Annotated in this window: 20 protein-coding genes and 1 tRNA gene; 6 read left to right on the top strand and 15 right to left on the bottom strand. The window is 58.8% G+C overall.

Features of this window, described 5'->3' with window-relative positions:
• Positions 1–12 precede the first annotated feature (12 nt).
• Positions 13–2022, bottom strand: a complete 2010-nt coding sequence (phaC, locus tag QEV83_RS03525) for a class I poly(R)-hydroxyalkanoic acid synthase (RefSeq protein ID WP_280129885.1) — start codon at positions 2020–2022, stop codon at positions 13–15.
• Between the two features lie 236 nt (positions 2023–2258).
• On the opposite strand from phaC, the gene QEV83_RS03520 reads away from it, so the two are divergent.
• Complete coding sequence (locus tag QEV83_RS03520) at positions 2259–2636, top strand: hypothetical protein (RefSeq protein WP_280129884.1); 378 nt, start codon at positions 2259–2261, stop codon at positions 2634–2636.
• A gap of 45 nt (positions 2637–2681) precedes the next feature.
• Here the strand turns inward: QEV83_RS03520 and bioD are convergent, their stop codons facing one another.
• A complete protein-coding gene (bioD, locus tag QEV83_RS03515) occupies positions 2682–3359 on the bottom strand; it encodes a dethiobiotin synthase (protein WP_280129883.1) in 678 nt (225 codons plus the stop codon).
• Positions 3341–4531, bottom strand: a complete 1191-nt coding sequence (locus QEV83_RS03510) for an aminotransferase class I/II-fold pyridoxal phosphate-dependent enzyme (protein WP_280129882.1) — start codon at positions 4529–4531, stop codon at positions 3341–3343. Before QEV83_RS03510 ends, bioD begins: the two co-directional genes overlap by 19 nt.
• Positions 4532–4804: 273 nt before the next feature.
• Between QEV83_RS03510 and QEV83_RS03505 the strand changes: the two genes are divergently transcribed.
• Positions 4805–5323 carry a hypothetical protein gene (locus QEV83_RS03505; RefSeq protein WP_280129881.1) on the top strand — a complete coding sequence of 173 codons (519 nt, stop codon included), beginning with the start codon at positions 4805–4807 and terminating at the stop codon, positions 5321–5323.
• Between the two features lie 40 nt (positions 5324–5363).
• On the opposite strand, the gene QEV83_RS03500 is transcribed toward QEV83_RS03505, so the two are convergent.
• From QEV83_RS03500 to mgtE, 3 genes are all read right to left on the bottom strand, one after another.
• Positions 5364–6902, bottom strand: coding sequence for a YifB family Mg chelatase-like AAA ATPase (locus QEV83_RS03500; RefSeq protein WP_280129880.1), 1539 nt, complete (start codon positions 6900–6902; stop codon positions 5364–5366).
• Positions 6903–7049: 147 nt separating this feature from the next.
• The gene (locus tag QEV83_RS03495) at positions 7050–8201 is read right to left on the bottom strand and encodes a hypothetical protein (protein ID WP_280129879.1); all 1152 of its coding nucleotides are present in this window, start codon (positions 8199–8201) and stop codon (positions 7050–7052) included.
• A 393-nt stretch (positions 8202–8594) separates the two neighbouring features.
• Entirely contained in the window at positions 8595–10034 is a 1440-nt protein-coding gene (mgtE, locus tag QEV83_RS03490; RefSeq protein ID WP_280129878.1) for a magnesium transporter, read from the bottom strand.
• Between the two features lie 289 nt (positions 10035–10323).
• Between mgtE and QEV83_RS03485 the strand changes: the two genes are divergently transcribed.
• Complete coding sequence (locus QEV83_RS03485) at positions 10324–11193, top strand: polysaccharide deacetylase family protein (RefSeq protein ID WP_280129877.1); 870 nt, start codon at positions 10324–10326, stop codon at positions 11191–11193.
• Positions 11194–11261: 68 nt separating this feature from the next.
• On the opposite strand, the gene QEV83_RS03480 is transcribed toward QEV83_RS03485, so the two are convergent.
• Positions 11262–11346 (bottom strand) — tRNA-Leu (locus tag QEV83_RS03480).
• Positions 11347–11489: 143 nt separating this feature from the next.
• Between QEV83_RS03480 and lipB the strand changes: the two genes are divergently transcribed.
• Positions 11490–12203 (top strand): lipoyl(octanoyl) transferase LipB, encoded by a 714-nt coding sequence (gene lipB, locus QEV83_RS03475; RefSeq protein ID WP_280129876.1) that lies wholly within the window; start codon positions 11490–11492, stop codon positions 12201–12203.
• Positions 12204–12245: 42 nt separating this feature from the next.
• On the opposite strand, the gene QEV83_RS03470 is transcribed toward lipB, so the two are convergent.
• Together QEV83_RS03470 and QEV83_RS03465 are read right to left on the bottom strand one after the other, a co-directional pair.
• Entirely contained in the window at positions 12246–13196 is a 951-nt protein-coding gene (locus QEV83_RS03470; protein ID WP_280129875.1) for an FkbM family methyltransferase, read from the bottom strand.
• Between the two features lie 161 nt (positions 13197–13357).
• Entirely contained in the window at positions 13358–13855 is a 498-nt protein-coding gene (locus QEV83_RS03465) for an Lrp/AsnC family transcriptional regulator (protein WP_280129874.1), read from the bottom strand.
• 150 nt (positions 13856–14005) lie between these two features.
• Between QEV83_RS03465 and rocD the strand changes: the two genes are divergently transcribed.
• The gene (rocD, locus tag QEV83_RS03460; protein ID WP_280129873.1) at positions 14006–15250 is read left to right on the top strand and encodes an ornithine--oxo-acid transaminase; all 1245 of its coding nucleotides are present in this window, start codon (positions 14006–14008) and stop codon (positions 15248–15250) included.
• A 113-nt stretch (positions 15251–15363) separates the two neighbouring features.
• Positions 15364–15531, top strand: a complete 168-nt coding sequence (gene rpmG / locus QEV83_RS03455; protein WP_280129872.1) for a 50S ribosomal protein L33 — start codon at positions 15364–15366, stop codon at positions 15529–15531.
• A 14-nt stretch (positions 15532–15545) separates the two neighbouring features.
• Here rpmG and recO read toward each other — a convergent pair whose 3' ends face one another.
• The 6 genes from recO to QEV83_RS03425 form a co-directional block, all read right to left on the bottom strand.
• On the bottom strand, positions 15546–16286 hold the full coding sequence (gene recO, locus QEV83_RS03450; RefSeq protein WP_280129871.1) for a DNA repair protein RecO: 741 nt from the start codon (positions 16284–16286) through the stop codon (positions 15546–15548).
• A gap of 29 nt (positions 16287–16315) precedes the next feature.
• Positions 16316–16888: a hypothetical protein gene (locus QEV83_RS03445; RefSeq protein WP_280129870.1), complete on the bottom strand. Its 573-nt coding sequence runs from the start codon at positions 16886–16888 to the stop codon at positions 16316–16318.
• Between the two features lie 64 nt (positions 16889–16952).
• Positions 16953–17927, bottom strand: a complete 975-nt coding sequence (locus QEV83_RS03440; protein WP_280129869.1) for a quinone oxidoreductase — start codon at positions 17925–17927, stop codon at positions 16953–16955.
• Between the two features lie 6 nt (positions 17928–17933).
• Positions 17934–18608 (bottom strand): MT-A70 family methyltransferase, encoded by a 675-nt coding sequence (locus tag QEV83_RS03435; RefSeq protein WP_280129868.1) that lies wholly within the window; start codon positions 18606–18608, stop codon positions 17934–17936.
• A 103-nt stretch (positions 18609–18711) separates the two neighbouring features.
• Complete coding sequence (gene fabZ / locus QEV83_RS03430) at positions 18712–19182, bottom strand: 3-hydroxyacyl-ACP dehydratase FabZ (protein WP_280129867.1); 471 nt, start codon at positions 19180–19182, stop codon at positions 18712–18714.
• Positions 19183–19239: 57 nt separating this feature from the next.
• A complete protein-coding gene (locus QEV83_RS03425; RefSeq protein ID WP_280129866.1) occupies positions 19240–20100 on the bottom strand; it encodes a UDP-3-O-(3-hydroxymyristoyl)glucosamine N-acyltransferase in 861 nt (286 codons plus the stop codon).
• Between the last annotated feature and the right edge of the window lie 89 nt (positions 20101–20189).

Raw genomic sequence — 20189 nt, 5'->3', positions numbered from 1 at the left:
GTCTCCCGCTTTTTAATACCGCACCCGAACATAGTCGCCGGGAGCGTCGCAGATTGGCGGTAGTTCCCCGTTCCCGGGCACCCGCGCGGGCACTTCTTTGCGCGATTGGCGCTTGATCCATTTGATCCAATCGGTCCACCAGCTGCCTTTGTACTCAGTCGCGTTCTCGAGCCAATCCTCGAACTCGCCATCGGGTGCCTTGCCGCGCCAATATTGATATTTCGGACTGCCGGCCGGATTGACGACACCTGCAATGTGGCCTGAGCCGGCGAGGACGAAGCGAACTTTGCCGCCAAGCAGCTTAGCACCTATGAAGACGGATTTAGCCGGGGCGATATGATCATCGCGAGTTGCCAAATGGTAAACCGGCACGGTGATTTTAGAGAGGTTGAGAATTTTGCCAGCGAACCTCGCCTTTCCTTTCGCGAGCCTATTTTCCAGATAGCAATGGCGCAGATAGGTGAGATGGTTGGCCTCCGTCATACGCGTCGAATCCGAGTTCCAGGCCAAGAGGTCGAATGCGAGCGGGGCCTTCCCTTTCATGTAATTGTTGACGACAAACGACCAGATGAGATCTTCCGGCCGGAGCATGTTGAAGGCTGAAGCCATTCCGCTTGCCTCGAGATAGCCGGTCGCCGCCATTTTTTTCTCAAGCGCCCGCAACCGTTCTTCATCGACAAAGACTTTGAGATCGCCAGCTTGGCTGAAATCGGTCTGGGTCGTAAAGAATGACACACTCGTGATCCGCTCGTCATTGGTCTCAGCCATATAGGCGAGTGTCATGGCAAGCAGTGTGCCGCCGATGCAATAGCCAATCGCGCTTACTTTCCTCTCGCCCGTTGCCTTTTCGATGGCAGCGAGGGCAGCCAAAATTCCATCCCTCATATAGGCTTCAAAACCCTTGTCGCGATGGCGCGTGTCGGGGTTCACCCACGAAATCATAAAAACCGTGAGGCCTTGCGAAACCGCGAAGCGAACGAAGCTTTTTTCGGGGTTGAGGTCGAGAATGTAGAATTTGTTGATCCAGGGAGGCACGATCAGCAAAGGCCGCTTGCACACCGTTTCGGTCGCCGGCGCATATTGAATAAGCTCGATGAGATCGTTGCGAAAGATAACTTTTCCGGGCGTTGTCGCGATATTGACGCCAAGTTCGAATTTTGAGGTATCGCAGCGGGTGATTTTGAGCGTGCCATTGCCGGCTTCCATGTCCTGCGCCAATAGCGCGGCACCGCGCGCGAGATTGTCACCGCTCGTTTCCCATGTTTCCTTGATGAGCTCCGGGTTCGTGGCGAGAAAATTCGATGGCGAGAGCGCGCTGGTTAACTGCCGGAGGTAAAACCTTGCCTTGTCGCGGGTATGAGGATCGACGCCGCCCGAACGCTGGACGAGATCCTCGGCCCAAGTTGAAATGATTGCATGGGCCTGCCGCAAAAAATCAAAATAGGGATTGTCTCGCCATTCGGCGGCGGCGAATCTTTTGTCAGAGGGTTCATGAGGAACAAAAGGGTTGTCCTGCCCGCCCTGCATACGCCGCAAACTATGCGACAAAAGGCCAAGAAATTTAACCGCCAAGGAGGACTGCGCTTCGAGGGTGCGGGCTGGGTCGCTCAACCAATGTTCGGCGATGCGGCTGAAGGAACGCAGAGCATCGGTCAGTTCAACAGTCACATCCGTCTTGCCGCCGCTCTCCCGAGGCTTAAAGTAGGCGGCAAAGGCTTTACCACCTTGTTCCATGAGACGTGAAAAATTATAGGACAGACGTTCGAAGTCAGGTCCGGCCGCTCCCTGATTTTTTTGGGAAGCGCCAGGAGAATCTTGGGTTGGCGGAGCCGCCGCGCGGCGAACCCTGACAACGCTCTGCGGGGAAGCTTTGCTGGTGGCGGTGCGGGCCTCTTTCGAGGGCGCCTTGACGCGCTTTGATGCCGCACCGGCGGACAATTTGGCAGGTTTTGGACGCGGGGGGCGGCTGCCCGTCGCGGGAGCGGGTTCAATCCCAGCCTCAGAGGTTTTTTCCGTGCTCATTGATTCGTCCGCATTTCCATACGGGTCAGGTACGAATGGAGTGGCGTTTGACACGGCATGGGACCTTTAAGAACAGCCACGCTTTCGAACGATTGGGCGAAAGCCCTTCCAGGAAGTGCGTAATCCATCGCCACGAAAAGCATTTCGTCGCGGTTCCGACACATTAAGCTTGGAATGTCCCGATAGGCAACCAAGCAACGAACCAGCAATGGTACGCTGAGATGACACGAAACCCAATGTCTCACCCTAAGGCACGGCTGGGATTAACGGCGGCGCTCGCCGGGATTTTTCTTATGTGGAGCCAACTTGCCGGCGCGCAACAGGCGAAGACCGGAGGGTCGCCTCTGGATACTTTGATGAGTACGAGACTCTGGGCCGATGTTCCAGAGGCGAAGGATTTTGTCCGCGAGACCCGGCGACCTCCCGATAGTCTTGCCTATCAACCGGTGACGGGTACCGATCCCGAACGCCCGAAGCTCCGGAACAAAGAGGAGCTTCAAGCTTTGCAAGGCGAACTCGAGCGGGCAATCACCCATAATGATAGGAATGCCCACAAACGCCTCGGAACGAAAAAATCCGCATCCGCCGCGTCCCCGGCGGTGAGGCGGCAATAGGCCGCATCGATTTAAGTCCCTCCGGCATCGGGCCGGGCGGTCCTTTTAGGCGATTATTTTTGCCAATTGCTGGAAGACTGTGGCGTTTTGTGCGTCCCCATCTTGACGGCGCAAACCAAATAACGCCGCGCGTGTGAAATTGGCGAGGCTCGACAGGGTCGCTTCCAGGGAGACGCCCGCATTCACCGTCTCGCTGACAACGATCGCTCGAAGATCGAGCGCCTGGCGCAAGATTACATCCTGCGAGCAAAGTGTATGGTTGAGCGTCCCGACATAGCTTCCGGCGACAAGAATGACTGGCAGTTGGAGCGCCACCATCACGTCGAGCACGGTATGCTGCGTGTCGAGCGGGACCATGACGCCCCCAACCCCTTCGATCAATAGAGCGCCAGTGTTGTGAGCGATTGCGCTGCTGCAAAAATCGATGACCTCGGCAAAATCGATCGCTTTTCCCTCGGCATAGGCGGCCATGTCCGGGGAAACGGGAGCGCGAAAACGCCAGGGTGAAATTCGCTGGAGTTCCGCCGCATTGACATCGCGGCCAAGCGCTTCGAGGAGAAGGGCCGGGTCACTGCCGGAAGGCGCGGCCGGATCGAAGCCGCTGGCCACGGGTTTCAAGACGTTGACCCGTTGCCCCAGGTTCCGCAAACAGCGGATAAGGCCTGCCGCGACAAAAGTCTTCCCCACATCCGTTCCAGTGCCGGTTATGAAGACGGCGGACATTTGGTCGGGCCTTTGAGTGTTTCCGTCAACGCGCGCACGGCATCGGCGAGGCGAACAATCTCTTCGTCCGGGTGCATGGCGGTAAAGGTGAAGCGCAACCGTGCGGTGCCTGTCGGAACCGTCGGGGGCCGGATCGGAGTGACCAGGAACCCCTGGTCAGCCAGTCCACGCGCTGCTCGCAGGGCGGCGTCTGGTTCCCCCAGGATGAGGGGGACGATCGGACTTTGGGCCTTGGAAAGGCCGAGAAGGGAGGTGAACAACTTCGCCTTTTCGAGAGGTTTTGCGGTCAATTCAGGTTCGGTTTCAATAATTGTCAGCGCCGCGATTGCCGCCGCCGCCATCGGGGGTGGGAGGGCGGTCGAGTAAATCAGGGTACGGGCGCGGGTTTTCACCAAATCGATGACGGGCCGCGATGCGCACAAATAGCCGCCATAGCCGCCTGCCGCCTTGGATAAGGTTCCCATTTGCAACGGCACATCCACGCCGGGACCCGCGGTAAAAATAGCGCCGCGACCGCCGCCGAGGACGCCCAAACCATGTGCGTCATCGGTCATCAGCCATGTATCGAAATCCACGCAGATTTTGCTCAGCTCTTGCAAAGGGGCAAGATCGCCGTCCATGGAAAAAACGCTATCTGTGACAAGCAGCGCATGCCGGAAACGCCCCCGGCTTTTGGCGAGCAACTCAGCCGCATGGTCAACTTGATTGTGGCGGAAGATCAACGTTTCAGCCGCCGCCAATTTTGTTCCAGCCCAGAGGCATGCGTGCGCCAGCTCATCGATCAAAACCAGATCCCGCTCGCCGGCAAGCACCGGTATGATGCCGCTGTTGGCGAGATAGCCAGAACCGAACACGCAGGCGGCGTCGGTTCCCTTGAGCCGCGCGAGACGCGTCTCAAGATCCCCAAATAAGGGATGATTCCCAGTGACAAGCCGGGAAGCGCCGGCGCCCACGCCATATTGGCGGATCGCCGCCGTGGCGGCGGCGATGAGCGCCGGGTGGTGGCAAAGGTTGAGATAATCATTGCAGGAGAAAGAGAGCAGGCGGCGGCCGTCGCGCTCGACCCAGATCCCGCTTTCGCGAACGCTCTCGGTGAGGGAGCGCTTGAGACTGGCGCGATCGAGAGCTTCCAATTTGCGGAATGCGAACGCGTCCAAGGACCTCTTTGGCATGTGGCTCTCGTTGAATCTGATATTGTGCAATGACATGGGACAGGCAACCGCTCAAGCGATAGTGGCGGCGGAAAAGGCGGCACAAATATCTTCCGGCGAAACTTTGCCGCAATCTTCTATCAACGTGCCCGATGAGTCCGGAAATAACAGGCTTTTTTCACGAGTCTGATAGAAATGTGAACAGCCCGGCAGTTTGCTTTCGCCGGTAACGCGCCCGGTATTGTTGTGATTTCGCCGCTATCCTTCATCCTGGCCCGGCATACGGAGAAAAAAATGCGCCGTCGATTGACTGTAGCCCTGGCAGTGGCCTTTGTTGGCGGTTCCACGGTGTTTGCGCAGGCGCAGGCGCCAAACGCCGGTCCGGCTCCTGTTGTCGTCATCAATCGGGGCGGAGGTGTTGCCGGGACGGGTATTGGCTTCGGGGCGGGCGGCGCCGGCCAGCACACGCCGCTGGTTGTCGGAACCGGACGCGTCGGTTCCGGGACCAACGGCATAGGTCAGGGTGTTGGCAATGCTACCGGTGGCATTGCTGGCTCTACGCGTGTCGGGTCGGGAGGAATCTCGGACAGCGCTTCGTGGGGATCCTCGACAGGTGGGGTTAATGGCGTTGGCCGGGGCCTCGGAGCGGGAACTGGCGGTATTAGAGACAAGATTGAGCTTGGCCTGGATACCGGCGGTATCAACGGCAGCGGAATTGGTTCCGGAGTCGGCGGAATTGGCGATCTGAACAGTCTTGGGGCTGGCACGGGAGGCGCCAAGGAGCAAACCGCACCAAGGTTTAGGGTGCAATAAAATTTAGCTCCGCCAAACGGCGTCTGTGTTGCCCGGTGAGTCACGCAGCGCGGAGCTGACGGGCGGTATCAATGCGGTAGGTCAGTGCCTCGGCGAGATGAATGCGCCCCACGTCCGCGGCGCCGTCCAAATCAGCGATCGTGCGGGCAAGCTTCAAGATACGGTGAAATCCTCGCGCGGAAAGATGCAACCGGTCCGAAGCCTCCCGGACTAGGCTGAGTCCCCCCGTATTCATTTGCGCGGCCGCCTCGATCACATTGGCGGGCGCGGCGGCGTTGGAGCCGATCCCGGGCAGACCAAGATCAGCATAACGCGCGACCTGGATCTCCCTAGCGGCGGCAACGCGCGCTGCGACCTCCCGTGAACCCTCGGCTGCTGGCGGCAGCATGAGATCGGCAGCGGCGACCGCCGGCACTTCAACATGGAGGTCAATGCGGTCGAGCAACGGGCCCGAAAGCCGCGCCTGATATTGGGCAATACAGCGGGCATTGGGTTGCCGGTTACAGGTAAAGCCGGGCTCGCTTGCGTGGCCGCAACGGCAAGGGTTCATCGCCGCGACGAGCTGAAACCTCGCCGGATAGACAATTCGGTGATTGGCTCGCGCGATCGCCACTTCGCCGGTTTCGAGCGGCTGGCGCAGGCTGTCCAGAACTTGCGGCTGGAATTCTGGCAATTCGTCGAGAAACAAAACGCCATGATGGGCAAGCGAGATTTCACCCGGCCGCGCCCGCGTTCCACCTCCGACAAGGGCTGCCATCGAGGCCGAATGGTGCGGTGCCCGGAACGGCCTTCGATCGGTCAAGGCGCCGCCCGCGAGATCCCCGGCGATGGAGTGGATCAGCGAAACCTCGAGCAGTTCACGCGGCATGAGCGGCGGCAAAATCGAAGGCAGGCGCGCGGCGAGCATCGATTTTCCGGCGCCGGGCGGTCCGTTCAATAAGAGATTGTGCCCCCCGGCGGCGGCGATTTCAAGCGCCCGCTTGGCGCTTTCCTGGCCCTTAATGTCACGCAAATCCGGCTGCGCTCCCGCTTGTCCCCGGACGGAAGGCCGGGGCCGGGTCATGACTTGCGTCCCCTTAAAGTGATTGGCGAGCTGGATGAGGGAAATAGGTGCCAGAACTTCGATTTCCTGGCTTGCCCAGGCTGCCTCGGCACCGCTCGCATACGGGCAAATCAGGCCGTGGCCGCGCGCATTGGCGGCGATCGCGGCCGGCAGCACGCCAACGACCGGGGTGATCGTTCCGTCAAGCGCCAGTTCGCCGAGAACGGTGAAATTGGCAAGTGCGTCCGGCGGAATGGCGCCGATTGCGGCCATGATGCCGAGCGCGATCGGCAAATCATAATGGCTGCCTTCCTTTGGAAGGTCGGCGGGTGCGAGATTGACCGTAATGCGCTTGGCGGGCATCGCGAGGCCCGACGCATTCAGCGCGGCGCGGACTCTCTCGCGCGATTCAGCGACCGCCTTGTCGCCGAGGCCAACCACCGTGAACACCACATTGCCGTTGGCGATCTGTACCTGCACGTCCACCGGGCGCGCCTCGATGCCCTCGAACGCAACCGTCGCGACTCTGACGACCATGGCAAGCCCCCGTCTTCTAGTTCCGGGACAGCTTAACCGGATGCGTCGAGATTAGCAAGAACAATAAGAGAACATTTAATGGCCATGCCATTGGCGGCCCGAGTTCTACATACGCTTATGCGGAAGCGGCGCTAACGTTGGCAAAAATTAACTGGCGCGCCACGGATGCTGGCCGGTCCCATATTGCATTTGGCTCAGCCAAACCTTCATGCCGAGCTCGGCGGAATTGTGAATATCGAGGTTCTGATAAAGTTTTTTGGTGAGGTCTGCGACCGAGGAGAGCTGAAGGCCGAGTTCATCGGCAATCATTGGTTTGGATTTGCCCAAAGCGAGATGAACACCGACTTTGACCTGAGCGGGCGTGGCGCCGCTATCTCGCAGCACGCGCGCGGCATGGGCGATGGCGTGCTCGCGCAGTTCGACGCTGACCGTGACAAGACAATTCTTCGGGTTTCTGGCGATGTCCGAGGGAAGTGCGTCGGGAGGAACGAGCCAGTTGGCATCAAGCGTGAGAACTCCGTGGGCTGTTAAAATGCGCAAATGAGGCGGCGTGTTGGAAGATCCGTTTGCGGCGCCGGTGATCTGCCGGAGAAGCTTTAATATCGGGTCGGGTAAGCGGTCTTGAGCCGGCATGAAGCGGGTATAATTGCCCGGCTCCCCCGCCAGCATCCGGAGCAGATGTTCGAGGCCAGAGGTTTGGTAGACAATCGTGGCGTCCGGGTTGACGATCATCTGCCCGCTCATGAGCGCGGGTCCGGCGGTCCCTAGCGAAGATTGTTCCGCCATTTCTGCACGCTCGGAAACGGGACGAAAAGCATGCGCGAGCCAAGGCCGGAGCCGGTCGAGACGCTGCACATCGTCCGCCACGAAGGGCCGTGCACTTCTTGGCCGTGTCAACGCGACATAGGCAATAGACCGGCTGCCTTCGCCGATCATCGCGCCCAAGAGCCAACAGGCATCGAGCGGCGCTTCGATTTCCTTGTAATATTGGCTTTGCAGATAGTCGGCATTCTGCCGGTGCAGTGTCCAACCGATGCCGACCGCGCGGAAGCCCGGGATCCAAAGAGAAACGAGCGCCGTCGGATCATCCATGAATCGCCACAGGCGCTCGCGATATAAGGGTGTCATCCCTGGATTTTCGGCGTAGTTGCTCGTGACGGTCGCGTCGGGAGCCAAAAGGGCGAGCCGCGACCAGCCGTGCGGAATAATCTCATGCAACAAAGGCGTGACCGCAACCATGGCGCTCTCGGGCGGCAACCCAAGGCAGCATAAGGTCTTGAGATGTTCGACCGCCCCCATGTATTTCCTCGACGGGCATCCGACTAAAGCCGTTGCTGTGCCAGAGACCGCAAAAAGCTCGGACGGTTGGGCTTCAGTTCTTCATCGTGCCGATTGCCAACAGTTATCATAAATATGGGGGTGGAGTGTACACCCAAATTGCAGAGGATACATACCCAACTTAGGGGAAGAACGATCCCAAAAACATCCAAACCCGCAAAAAAATCATGATGCTTACGCCGATTTCGTGATGACATCCCCTGAACAGGGGACGTCAAGATTCAATGAATTTACTACAGTAGCAATGTTTAGAGCATCAAAGAATTTTCCCCGTTGCCCGCCGGTACTCCAGGGCGGGCGGCGGGGCTAATTTATTACCATGCAATCGATGGCGACGCATCGGAACATCTCGCCTCATCCCAATCCAAACCATAGAGTCGCGATCCCCAGGAACGACGCAAAACCCACCACATCGGTAACGGTCGTGACGAAGGGGCTCGACGACACGGCGGGATCGATGTCGAAACGATGCAGCACTTGCGGGATGAGAATTCCGCCCAAGGCGCCGGCGATGAGGTTGGTCAGCATGGCAAGCGCGATCACCACGCCGACCCCTGCAAGCCCGAACCAGATGCTGGCGACGATCCCGGTGATCACGCCAAATGCGACGCCATTCAAAGCACCGACCATGATTTCGCGCAGAATGACGCGGGCCGCGTTGGCGCGGGAAAGTTCTCGTGTGGCAAGCGCGCGGACGGCGACCGTCATCGTTTGAGTCGCCGCATTGCCACCCTGGCTCGCGACGATTGGTGCTAGCACGGCGAGTGCCACCATCTTTTGCAGCGAGCCTTCGAAAAGGCCGAGCACGGAAGAGGCGATGAAAGCGGTGATCAGATTGACGAAGAGCCATACGAAACGGCTTTTGGCTGTCCACCAAACCGTGTCGGATAGTTCTTCGTTCTCGGAGACGCCACCGAGCGCCTTCACTTCGGCGTCGGCTTCTTCCTGGATGACGTCGACGATGTCGTCGATGGTGATCACCCCGACAAGCCGTTCCGCTTCGTCGACAACCGGAACCGAGACGAGATTGTAGCGCTGAAACAGGCGCGCGACGTCATCGCGTTGCTCCGTCACCGCGACCCGGCGGCGCTCCACATTCATTATCTCTTCGAGCTTGGCCCGGCTCTTGGCGCGCATGAGCGTGTCGAGAAAGATATTTCCCAATAGCCGGTGGGCCGGATCGACAATGAAGATTTCGAAGAAGGATTCCGGCAAATGCTCTTCATCGGTGTCGCGCATGACATCGATCGCTTGGCCTGCCGTCCAGAACGGCGGCGCGGTCACGAAAGTCGTGTGCATCAGGCGGCCGGCGGAATATTCCGGGTAATCGAGCGAGCGTTGCAGTTGAACCCGGTCGGCCGCCGGCAGTGCCTCCAAAATCTCGGCCTGATCCTCTGGCTCCAGATCTTCGAGGATCGTGACGGCATCGTCGCTTTCAAGCTCGCGGACGCCTTCGGCAACGGTCGCGTTCGGAAGTTCCGCGAGGATCTCGTCGCGGGTGCGATCATCCATCTCCGTCAAGGCGGCGAAATCGAACTCGTCTCCCATCATCTCGACGAGCTTGGGGCGCAGCTCGGGTTCGAGAGAGACCACGAGCAGACCGAGATCGGCTTCGTGCAGGCGTCCCGCCAGGGCGCGCAGCGAGGCGCTGTTTCCGGTCTCGATGGCGGCTGTCACATCGCGCAGGAAATCTGGCTCAATCGCACCGTTTTCATCGTAAATCGGCGCCGTATCGCCTCCGATTGGCTCCAATTCGGGTGCCGTGGCACTGGGGCGCTCGTCAATTTTGGTCATGCGCGCGATTTTGCCTTATATTTGGAAACCATGAGGTCATGGGCCATTTTCTCAGACGGAGCAAACACGAAACGGGAACAGTATCCCGAACGGCTAGAGCGGGGTCGGACAAAAGGGAACTGGCTTTCCGCCCGCGTCCCCCTAAATCCCTTGGAATTGATCACGTTATGTTTTTTGATGGATTCACATTAAAATCGTTGTGTTCGAGGTGACGCAGTTTCTTCGCAATAGCGGGTTACGATTTAGACTGCTTAAAATGTACTCTGTGGCTTGGTGGATTTACGTCATCATGAGCGGATCTCTCCTGACACCGGCAGTTGCAACTTCCAAGGCATGTTTGCCGGATGCGCTGGGCGTTGCCCGCACGATTGAAGTTGGCACAAAGGGCGGATTGCAGGTCGGCTTCAAGTCCTATCCGCGCAGCTTGGCCCTCGAAGACCACGAAATCATACTGACGTTCGATGATGGGCCATCCGCGCACACCACGCCGAGAGTTCTCGACGCCTTGGCGGCCGAATGCGTGAAGGCGACGTTTTTCCTCGTCGGCCGGAACGCCGAGGCTTTGCCCTCCATCGTCAAGCGTGAAGTCGCTGAAGGGCACACCGTTGGCCATCATACCTTTTCGCATCCCGCTCAGACCTTGCGCCAAATGAGTCAAAAGGCGGCGCAGGAGGACATCCTCAAAGGCATCGCGGCGGATGACAAGGCTGCCTATGGTAAGGCCAGCGGCTCCCCAAAGGTTCCTTTCTTCCGCTTTCCAGGATTTGCTGACACACCGGAACTTGTCGATTGGCTGACAGCCCAGAATATCGGGATTTTTGGCGCCGATTTTTGGGCCTCGGACTGGCTCCCGATGTCGCCTGAGAAAGAGCTTGCCTTGACCCTCGAACGGCTTGATCACGAGAAACGCGGGATTTTGCTGCTCCACGACACAAAGCAGCAAACCGCCGCGATGTTGCCTGCTCTTCTGCGAGAATTGAAACGGTGCGGCTATAAAATTGTCACGCTCGCGCCTGGCGCCGCGCCGCCGTCGGTAAGGCAGGCGCCGGATGGCTGGACGTCGGAAACGGACAAGATCATCGCCAAAGTGTTTGCCAAGGCGCGGGCGGGCAGGGGAGGCGGCGACGCTGGGGGAGGGATACCTAAGGTATGGCCGTGACCGCCCCAAACGTCGCACCGGAGCCAAGCGAATCACCAGTAAATTCGGCGCCATCTCCTCTAAAATTATGGTGCGGCCAAGAGGACTCGAACCTCCACTGGTCTCCCAACTAGCACCTCAAGCTAGCGCGTCTACCAATTCCGCCATGGCCGCATCGTCCGCGCCGTGAATTGCGCGAAGGCGCTGCACGGGCAGGCGCGTCGTCTAACAAATCGGCGCCAGGGTGGCAAGCGCGCAGACCCTTCGTTCTTTGGTGAGGGGATGCGGATTGGCTTGCCAGCCGTTATCTTGAGATCATGCCGCAGCAAAATCCGCCGTCATCGATGTTGTCCCGTGAAATCGCAGCCATCGAATGGCGGGTTTCCGAGGGGCTTATACCCTATGTAGACGCGGTGGCGTACATGGAGGCGCGGGTCGCGGCGATAGCAGCAGGCGCGGCGCCGGAACTCGTCTGGCTGCTGGAACATCCGCCGCTGTACACGGCCGGAACATCGGCGCGGGCGGGGGATCTCTTGGAGCCGCGATTTCCGGTGCATAAGAGCGGCCGTGGTGGCCAGTACACCTATCATGGGCCGGGACAGCGCATCGCCTATGTCATGCTCGATCTCAATCGCCGGAACCCCGACCTGCGCGCGTTTGTCTGCGCGCTGGAGACGTGGATCATTGCCTCCTTGCGGACTTTCGGCGTTACGGGAGAGCGGCGGTCCGGCCGCATCGGAGTGTGGGCCGCGCGGCCGGATAAGCCATCAGGGACCGGCGGCGAGGCGGCCGAAGACAAAATCGCGGCGATCGGCATCAGGGTCCGCCGCTGGGTGACTTTTCATGGTGTCGCGCTCAATGTCTCACCAGATCTTTCGCATTTTAGGGGAATCGTCCCTTGCGGGATTTCGACCCCGCATCTTGGAATCACGAGCCTCCACGATCTCGATGCTTTGGCCAACATGGGAGAAGTTGACGCCGCGCTGCGGGCCACCTTCGAGCCTATTTTTGGGAAGACGGCGCTAGTCTGACCTCTTCTCCGGAAAAACCGGAAACGGCTGAGGCCAATACGGCTAGGCGCCGTGGGTTAGCTTTTTCATAATTCCGGACATTTCGGGAGGCATGACAAGCACTTCCGCGGCCGTGCCGTATTTGAAGGATTTTAGTTTGTAGGGCCGGCCGTTGCCGCCGGCAACCTCGGCAAACAAGGCGCCTTCATAAAAAGCTTGCCTGAACGAATCCTCCGAGCCGAAGCCTTTCCGGCTGTCGTCCGAAATTTCCAAAATTATGGCAGGCTTGTCTTGGCGTATGCGGCCGCTCAAGCCGCGAAAGACAAAAGCTTCAAAGCCCTCGACATCGGCCTTGATGAGGTCGATCCGCGGGAGGCTTTCTTTTTTCAAAAAGCTATCGCCCCGGCGGATTTGAACGATCGCCGGGTCCGCGAATGTGCTCAGCCGATTCTCGATCAGCGTTCCGGCGCCGGAGTTTCCATCTGGCGAGGGATAATAGGGAACATCGCCGTCAGTCTCGCCGAGCGCGAAAGGAAATACGGTAACGTTGGTGAGCCCGTTAAGGGCGATTTTATCTTCGATGAAAGCGCGAACCAAAGCGAAGGGCTCAAAGGCGAAGACCTTGTCCACATGCGGCGCCATGAACAGTGTGTGATTGCCGACGTTGGCGCCAACATCATAGAAGGAAATAGGGGCAACCCGCTGCGCTTTTAATTCGCTGGCGATGTCGCGCAGAAGCAACAGCTCGTGATAGGCGTAAGAGCCATAGCAGAAGACGTTCCAATCGATGAAATGGCCGAGGTCGCCGCGATACCGCTGGCCAAAAAAGCCGACTTCGAACTTGAAATGCTTGTTTGCATCGGGATTGTAAACGAGCCGGAGCAGCCGGTCCTGGCCCCGGTAGATCCATGTTTGACGGCCCAGCCACCGGAGAAAACGATGTTTCAGCGGCAATTGCGCCTCCAAAACATAATCCCCGGGTTCGGATTGAAGCCATTGCGGAATGCTCGTCATCAATCGTCCTTTGTCAGTGGCAAGAAGCTTCACACCGGTCAGCGGCCCGCGTGCGGCTTTGGCTATGCTGCACTACAGCATTATTATATGGGCGCCGCTCGCGGAGCAAGTTGCAAGGTGCCGCTCCAGCCTGGCGGTACCGGCAAGCCTCCCGTGGCTCACTACGGCTCCGCCGGCTCGACCAGCAGGTCGAGCGGATAACCTTGAAAAACCTTGTCGATGGCGAGGACGACATGGCCGTGAAATTTCTCGACACCCAAATCGCCACGGCTCATATAATCGCTCAATTCGTTGTAATGATCGATGTCGCGGCACAGAACCCGCATCAGATAATCAATCCTTCCACCGATTTTAAAACATTCCAAAACTTCGTCACGTTTGCGAATCGCCGCAAGAAAACGCTCGAAATCGGTTTCGCGATGATTTTCGAGAATCACCTCAACGAGCAGCATCACATTGCTGGAAATTTTTGAAAGATCGAAGTCGGCCGTATAGCGCCGGATCAGGCCATCCTTTTCGAGCGATCTGACCCGCTCCAGGCAGGCACTCGGCGACAAATGCACCGCTTCCGCGAGGTGGACATTGCTGATCCTTGCGTCGAGTTGCAGCCGCTTGAGGATTTTGCGATCCATTTCGTCAATGATATGCCGGCGCGCCATCGGTCTCTCGTTTGTCGAATGCCAGCGCATTTTCGCGCGTGAAAAGCCCTTTGTCGCGGATATTCTGCGCGCAACCGGCCGTATTTCCGGGGCAAAAACGCACATTTTCATGCGATAATTGCCATACCGAGAGACTGACAGGAGGCCGCCATGTCCTTGCAAAGTTTTATGACCACGCAAGGCGTCATTGCGCGGGAATCGCGGTTTGGCGCGAAAAACTACGCGTCGCTTCCGGTCGTCTTGGCGCGCGGCTCCGGCGCGCATCTCTTTGATACGGGCGGTAAGCGCTATATCGATATGATGAGCGCCTATTCAGCGGCGAGTTTTGGCCATCTGCATCCGCGTCTTGTCCAGGCGCTGAAAAATCAGCTGGAACGATTGGATATCGCCTCAAGGGCCTTTTATTCGGATAATCTCGGGCTCTTCTGCGAGGAACTCGCGGCGCTTACCGGACTTGATGCCTGTCTGCCGATGAACACCGGCGCGGAGGCGGTCGAGACGGCGATCAAAGCCGCCCGCCGTCACGGTTATGACCGGTTTTCGATCCCAGAGGGCCAAGCTGAGATCATCGTGGCCGAGGGAAATTTCCACGGCCGCACGACAACACTGATCGGCTTTTCGAGTGAGCCGTCCTACCGGCGCGGTTTTGGGCCTTTCGCGCCGGGATTTGTCACGGTGCCGTTTGGGGATGCCAGCGCGCTCGAAGCTTCGATCGGACCAAATACCGCCGCCGTTTTGATCGAGCCTATCCAGGGCGAGGCGGGGATCATCGTGCCGCCTAAGGGCTATCTAGCAAGTCTGCGCCGGATCTGCGATCGCCACGGGATCTTGTTGATTTTCGACGAGGTCCAGTCCGGCTTCGGGCGAACCGGAAAAAACTTTTGTTTCGAGCACGAGGATGCTTTGCCGGACGGTCTCATCCTGGGCAAGGCGCTTGGCGGAGGTTTACTGCCCGTCTCCGCCTTCGTCGCACGGCGCGCCGTCATGGATGTTTTCGATCCCGGCAGCCATGGCTCGACCTTTGGCGGCAATCCGCTCGCGGCGGCGGTCGGGCGCGAGGCGATCCAGGTCCTCAAGGACGAGGATTTGGCGCTCCGCAGTCATGTCCTCGGGAAAACCTTGCTCGGCGCGCTGAGTGCTATCCCCCATCCGGCGATCGTCGCGGTGCGGGGTAAGGGGCTCTGGGCGGCGGTGGAACTGGACGCCTCGCGCGTCTGCGTGAAGGAGATTTGTATTGCGATGATGCGGCGCGGAGTCCTGACGAGAGAGACGCATGACACGGTCATTCGTTTCGCGCCGCCGCTCATCATCGATGAAGCTGATCTCTTGACGGCGGTCGAGGTTTTTCACGACGCGCTCGCGGAAACCGCCGCCAGCCTTGCCAGTAGGCCCTGAGTTGCTGTTTCCGGGGATTTCTTGACAAATGACCCGCGATTCGTATGGTCGCGGCTCATCCTACATACAAAGGCTTGGCCCCGCGCCGCGCGCCGCGTTAAAGGAACTTTGAAATGGCCAAGGCCGCAATGATCAAGATCAAGCTTCTGTCCACGGCGGACACGGGCTATTTTTATGTCACCAAAAAGAACGCCCGCACCAAGACGGAAAAGCTGGCGTTCAAGAAATATGACCCGGTTGCCCGCAAACACGTCGAGTTCAAGGAAACCAAGATCAAGTAATCCTGGTTTGGCGGTCATGTCTTCGGGTTGAAGCGCTTTTCCAGTTCCGCGAGATAGGCGCCGCGCGCTTCCGGTAGCGCTTGGCCGCGCGGCCCGAAAAGTTCGCGCCGCAGAAAAAAGCCGGTCAGCCGAAAGCCATCCTTGATGTCAGCGGCGGGCGGGTTCGCCTCCCCGTTTCCATCGCGCAGAAACGCCGGCAGCGGCAGCAGCCGCGTCTTGTAGGCTTCCCCCGCCGCCTTCGAGACGGCCCGTCCGGATTTTGGCGACACATAAACGAGATCCTCGGTCGTGCCTGTGGCGGCGCATGACCCGAGATCGAGCCCGAACCCCATTTGCGACAGAATCGCGGCCTCGAATCGCACGATCAGCGGCGGGAGGCTTTCCGGCTTCTCGATGCTCCCGGCGATGCCCACCGCCGTCTCATAAAGGGCTGGATGCGGATCGCGCTCGGCGGCGAGGCGCAGCAGGGCCGCCACAAGACAGACCGCGTGCAGGGCTTCGGCGCTTGCCATCAAACGCGCGGTGCGCAATTCCATGGGCTCCACCGAAAATGTGCCGAGATGCTCGTCGAGCCGCGCCCGCCAGACGAATTCGGCATGATTGCCGGTCTGTAACAAGGGCTGCATGCGCTTGGAGCGGCCGCCTCTGACAAGCCCGAAATGGCGGCCATGCGCGCGGGTCATCGCCTCGACGATGACGCTCGTCTCGCCATGCTTGCGTGTGCCCAGGATCAGGCCGTCGTCGCGCCATTCCATCTCAAGTATGTTCCATCCTTCTGAACAGCTTACGGCTTGTCAAATTCCCGCTGCACATCAATATTCGTCAAAACTGAATTTACAAGGCAGCCGGGGAAATCGGAGGAGGCTGGACAATGGCTCATGGCGGAGTGAAGGCTTTCCGCCAAGGTTGTTTCGCATATACTCAAATCTCCCAATTTGACGGCCCCGCTCAGCCACGCTGGCGCCCTGTTGATCGTCAATTTGCAAGGTAATGTGAATGTCCAATTGCGATTTTGTGCGTTCCCGCATTTATCGTTCGTATCCGCCGCCGAAAGATTTTTCAGGACGGCACTGATACGTTCTCTCAGCTGTTGTTCGTTTAAGGTTTCATTTTTTAAACTTTGGGATGGGAGACAGCTAACAAGTGTATCCGCAAAATTTTCTACAGTTGCTTTACGAATAGCTGTTTTCGTGACACTTTGCTCAACTTGAAGATAGCCGTTGGTCGCCTCGAACCCATCGCCGCCCGTTTTTTGAGAGAGTTGCCTTAAACCAAAGATGATGACGACCGAGGATGCCAAGGCCAGGCCCAGCATCAAGAAAAGAAACCCGGAGCCGGTTGTTGGTTTGTCGTTCAACTGTTCCTCCTCGTATTTTGTTTTTAGCAGCTGAACACGGCCTCACGACTCGGGGCATCATCCCTTATGGAATGAGCACGGTCGCGCCGGTTGTCTCGCGGTTTTCGAGCGCCCGATGAACATCGACGACATCCTCGAGCGGCCACGTCCGGTGCAGTGGAATTTTCACGGCGCCGCTCGACACCACGCGGAATAGGTCATGCGCCATTTTTTCGAGATCCTCACGTTTCGCCGAATAGGTGTGGAGGGACGGGCGGGTGGCGTAGAGGGAGCCTTTCGTTGACAGAAGCCCCAGATTGAAGGCTTCGATTTGCCCCGAGGCCGAGCCAAAGCTCACGAATAGTCCATACGGCCGCAGGCAATCGAGCGCAGCCGGAAAGGTCGCTTTGCCGACGCCGTCATAAACCACGTCGCAGAGTTTTCCCTTGGTGATCTCCTTGACGCGCGCGGCAAAGTCTTCCTCGCGGTAGAGGATGACATGCTTGGCTCCCGCCTTCTTGGCGAGTTTGGCTTTTTCGGGCGAGCCAACCGTCCCGATCACTGTTGCGCCGAGCGCTTTCGCCCATTGGCAGAGGATCAGGCCGACGCCACCCGCCGCCGCTTGAATCAAAACGGTGTTGCCCGGCTTCACCTTAAACGTCTGGCGCAGCAGATATTGCGCGGTGAGGCCCTTCAGCATCATCGCTGCTGCTGTCTCGTAGGAAATGCTCTTCGGCAATTTAACGAGACGGTCCGCCGCGATCAGCCGCTCTCCGGCGTAGGCACCCAGGGTCGAGACATAAGCGACCCGGTCACCAAGCTTGAAATCTTTGACACCCGCGCCGAGGGCGACGATTTCCCCAGCGCCCTCATTGCCGGGTGTAAAAGGCAGCGAGGGCACGGGATAAACCCCGCTACGAAAATAAATGTCGATGAAATTGACGCCTATCGCATGATGGCGGACACGCACCTGACCGCGTAAGGGGGAGGGCAGTTCTATGTCCTCGATCCTCATGACCTCCGGGCCGCCAGTCTCATGCACACGGATAGTCTTGGTCATGATGTCCTAGATCCTTTTCTCCGCTTCGACCGCTTTTCCACGTTCCGATACGGAATTATGAGCGTAGGTCTTCCACGCGGGCGCATAAGACTCATTCGCTTGATCGCCCCAAGTTACCCAGTTCGGGCGGACACCCCGGCCGAACAACTCCAGATAGGGGCCTGGCGAACAGGATTCAATAAGCGGATATTGCTCGTCCGGTTTGCGCGAGTGCTCGCGTTTCCTGGTCGCCAGATAATTCACCTGGGACCGGCCGGGGGCCAGGGTCCGAGCGCCTTTTCCCCTTGTGCCGAACAGAATCACTTCGGTGACGTTGCGAAAATAAAAGCCGACGCCGCGGCCGTCTGACCCGCCGTCTTTGCGGATTTTGTGCCAGATAATATTGGCTTTGTAAGTAAAGCCCCATGCGGCCATGACACGGAGCCCATCTGGCAACAGCGCGTTCGGGCACCACAAATAAAGATGCGCAGTTGGCGCCGCTATCCCCATTACCGGCAGCGCGCAAATCTCATCGAGCGTCATGGTGGCGTAGCGGGACAGGCGCCGATGCTCGGGCGCGACTTTGCCGGTTTTGTTTTGGAAGCGCCAGGGCGGGTCGGCGAGGATGGTACCAAACCGCGTGTCTGCCGTGACGTTTTGAAGGTCCTTCGCGGCACTGAAGTTTTTGCCCTTGGTTCTCACGCGGCTATCCCTGTTGAACGACGTCCACGCGAAACGCGAGTCCCTTGATTCTACGGCAGATATTTAGCCAATGAAGTAACTCTGCGGCAACCGGCGCACAAGGTTACGCACTGCCATCTGCCAGCATGGCGGCGATCTCTGCCTCGCACACGAGCACGCCATCGACGAAGGCGCGGCCCTGGTACCACCACATAGTGCGGCGCCGGTTGGTCTTGGTCATGTGAAACTCGACCCGGTCGCCCGGTAGAACCGGCTTGCGAAACCTCGCCTTGTCGATGCTCATGAAATAGACGAGCGGGGGCGGCTTACCGGGGGAATGCGCGTTGACGCACAAAACCCCCGCAGTTTGCGCCATGCCCTCGATCAGAAGAACGCCGGGCATGACCGGACGCTCCGGGAAATGCCCCTGGAATTGCGGCTCATTGATGCTGACATTCTTGATGCCGATGCCAAATTCATCGCCCCGCGCTTCGATCACCCGGTCGATCATGAGAAAGGGATAGCGATGGGGCAGGGATTTCAACAAACGCAGAATGTCGAAACTCTCGATCGTTGCCGGCGCCATGTCGCTCATCGCGTTTTTCTCCCTGGTTCCCGTCTCTTCTCAATCGTTTTTGCCGTCGAGCCAAAGTCACTGGCCAAATGTAGCAAAATCTTCAAGGCGCGCCCCGGCGGAGAGACCTGTCTGCGCGCAGACAACGCAATGGCGTCCAATCGCGACGTTTTCCGCGATCCGGGCGAGATTGCCGATTCGTGTTTCTTCCCCAATGACGGTATCGCCCGTTGCGCCGCGATCGACCGTCGCATTGGCGCCGATTTCGACGCCGTCTTGAATAATCACCCGGCCAATCCTGGGTGCTGTGATGGCGGCTCTCGCGTGGCGGAAATCGATACCATACTGGCCGATGCGGGTGCCGGTATGCAGAATGACCCTATTGCCGATCAGCGCATGGGCCAAGGTGACTTGCGGCCCAATTAGGCAATCGCGGCCGACCCGGACGCCAGACCCGATCACACTGTTCGCGCCAATGATCGAACCAGACCCGATTTCCGCGCGCGGCCCAATGATCACGCCGGGATCGACAATCACGCCTTGTTCGAGCCGGGCTTCCGGATGGATCGAGGCCCCTGGATTGATTCCCGAAGTACCGCAAACGGATTTTGGCCGGATCGCTTGCGGAAACATCCGCTGCAAGGCAAGGACGTAGCTGAGATAGGGGTCGTCCACCACGAGTGCCAACGCCGTTTTTGGCAAGCGCCGTGCCTCACCCGGCGTGACAAAGCAGGCGGTGGCGCGGCTCATCTCCAAAAGCTCGGCATTTTCGGGAGAATCACAAAAAGTGAATTCCCCAGGGCCAGCCTCGTCGATCGCTGCGGCCCCGCTGATCATGACCGACAAATCGGCATTCTCAACCACCCCCGCACCCGTGCAAGCCACGATATCGCTGAGCAAAAGTGGCGTGGCGGGGGGAAAAAAAGAAGGCTCGCTCATGCGGGACGTTCCACGCCAGTCCCGCGGCAGGTAAGAGGTGGCGTCGCGGGCGTTGTGCCAGGCTTGGCTTTGAGTTGGCTCACTCTCCG

The organism is Methylocapsa sp. D3K7, assembly GCF_029855125.1.
GTDB lineage: Bacteria > Pseudomonadota > Alphaproteobacteria > Rhizobiales > Beijerinckiaceae > Methylocapsa.
The sequence above is the reverse complement of the archived record's forward strand: the minus strand, read 5'-3'. Positions and strand labels throughout refer to the sequence as shown.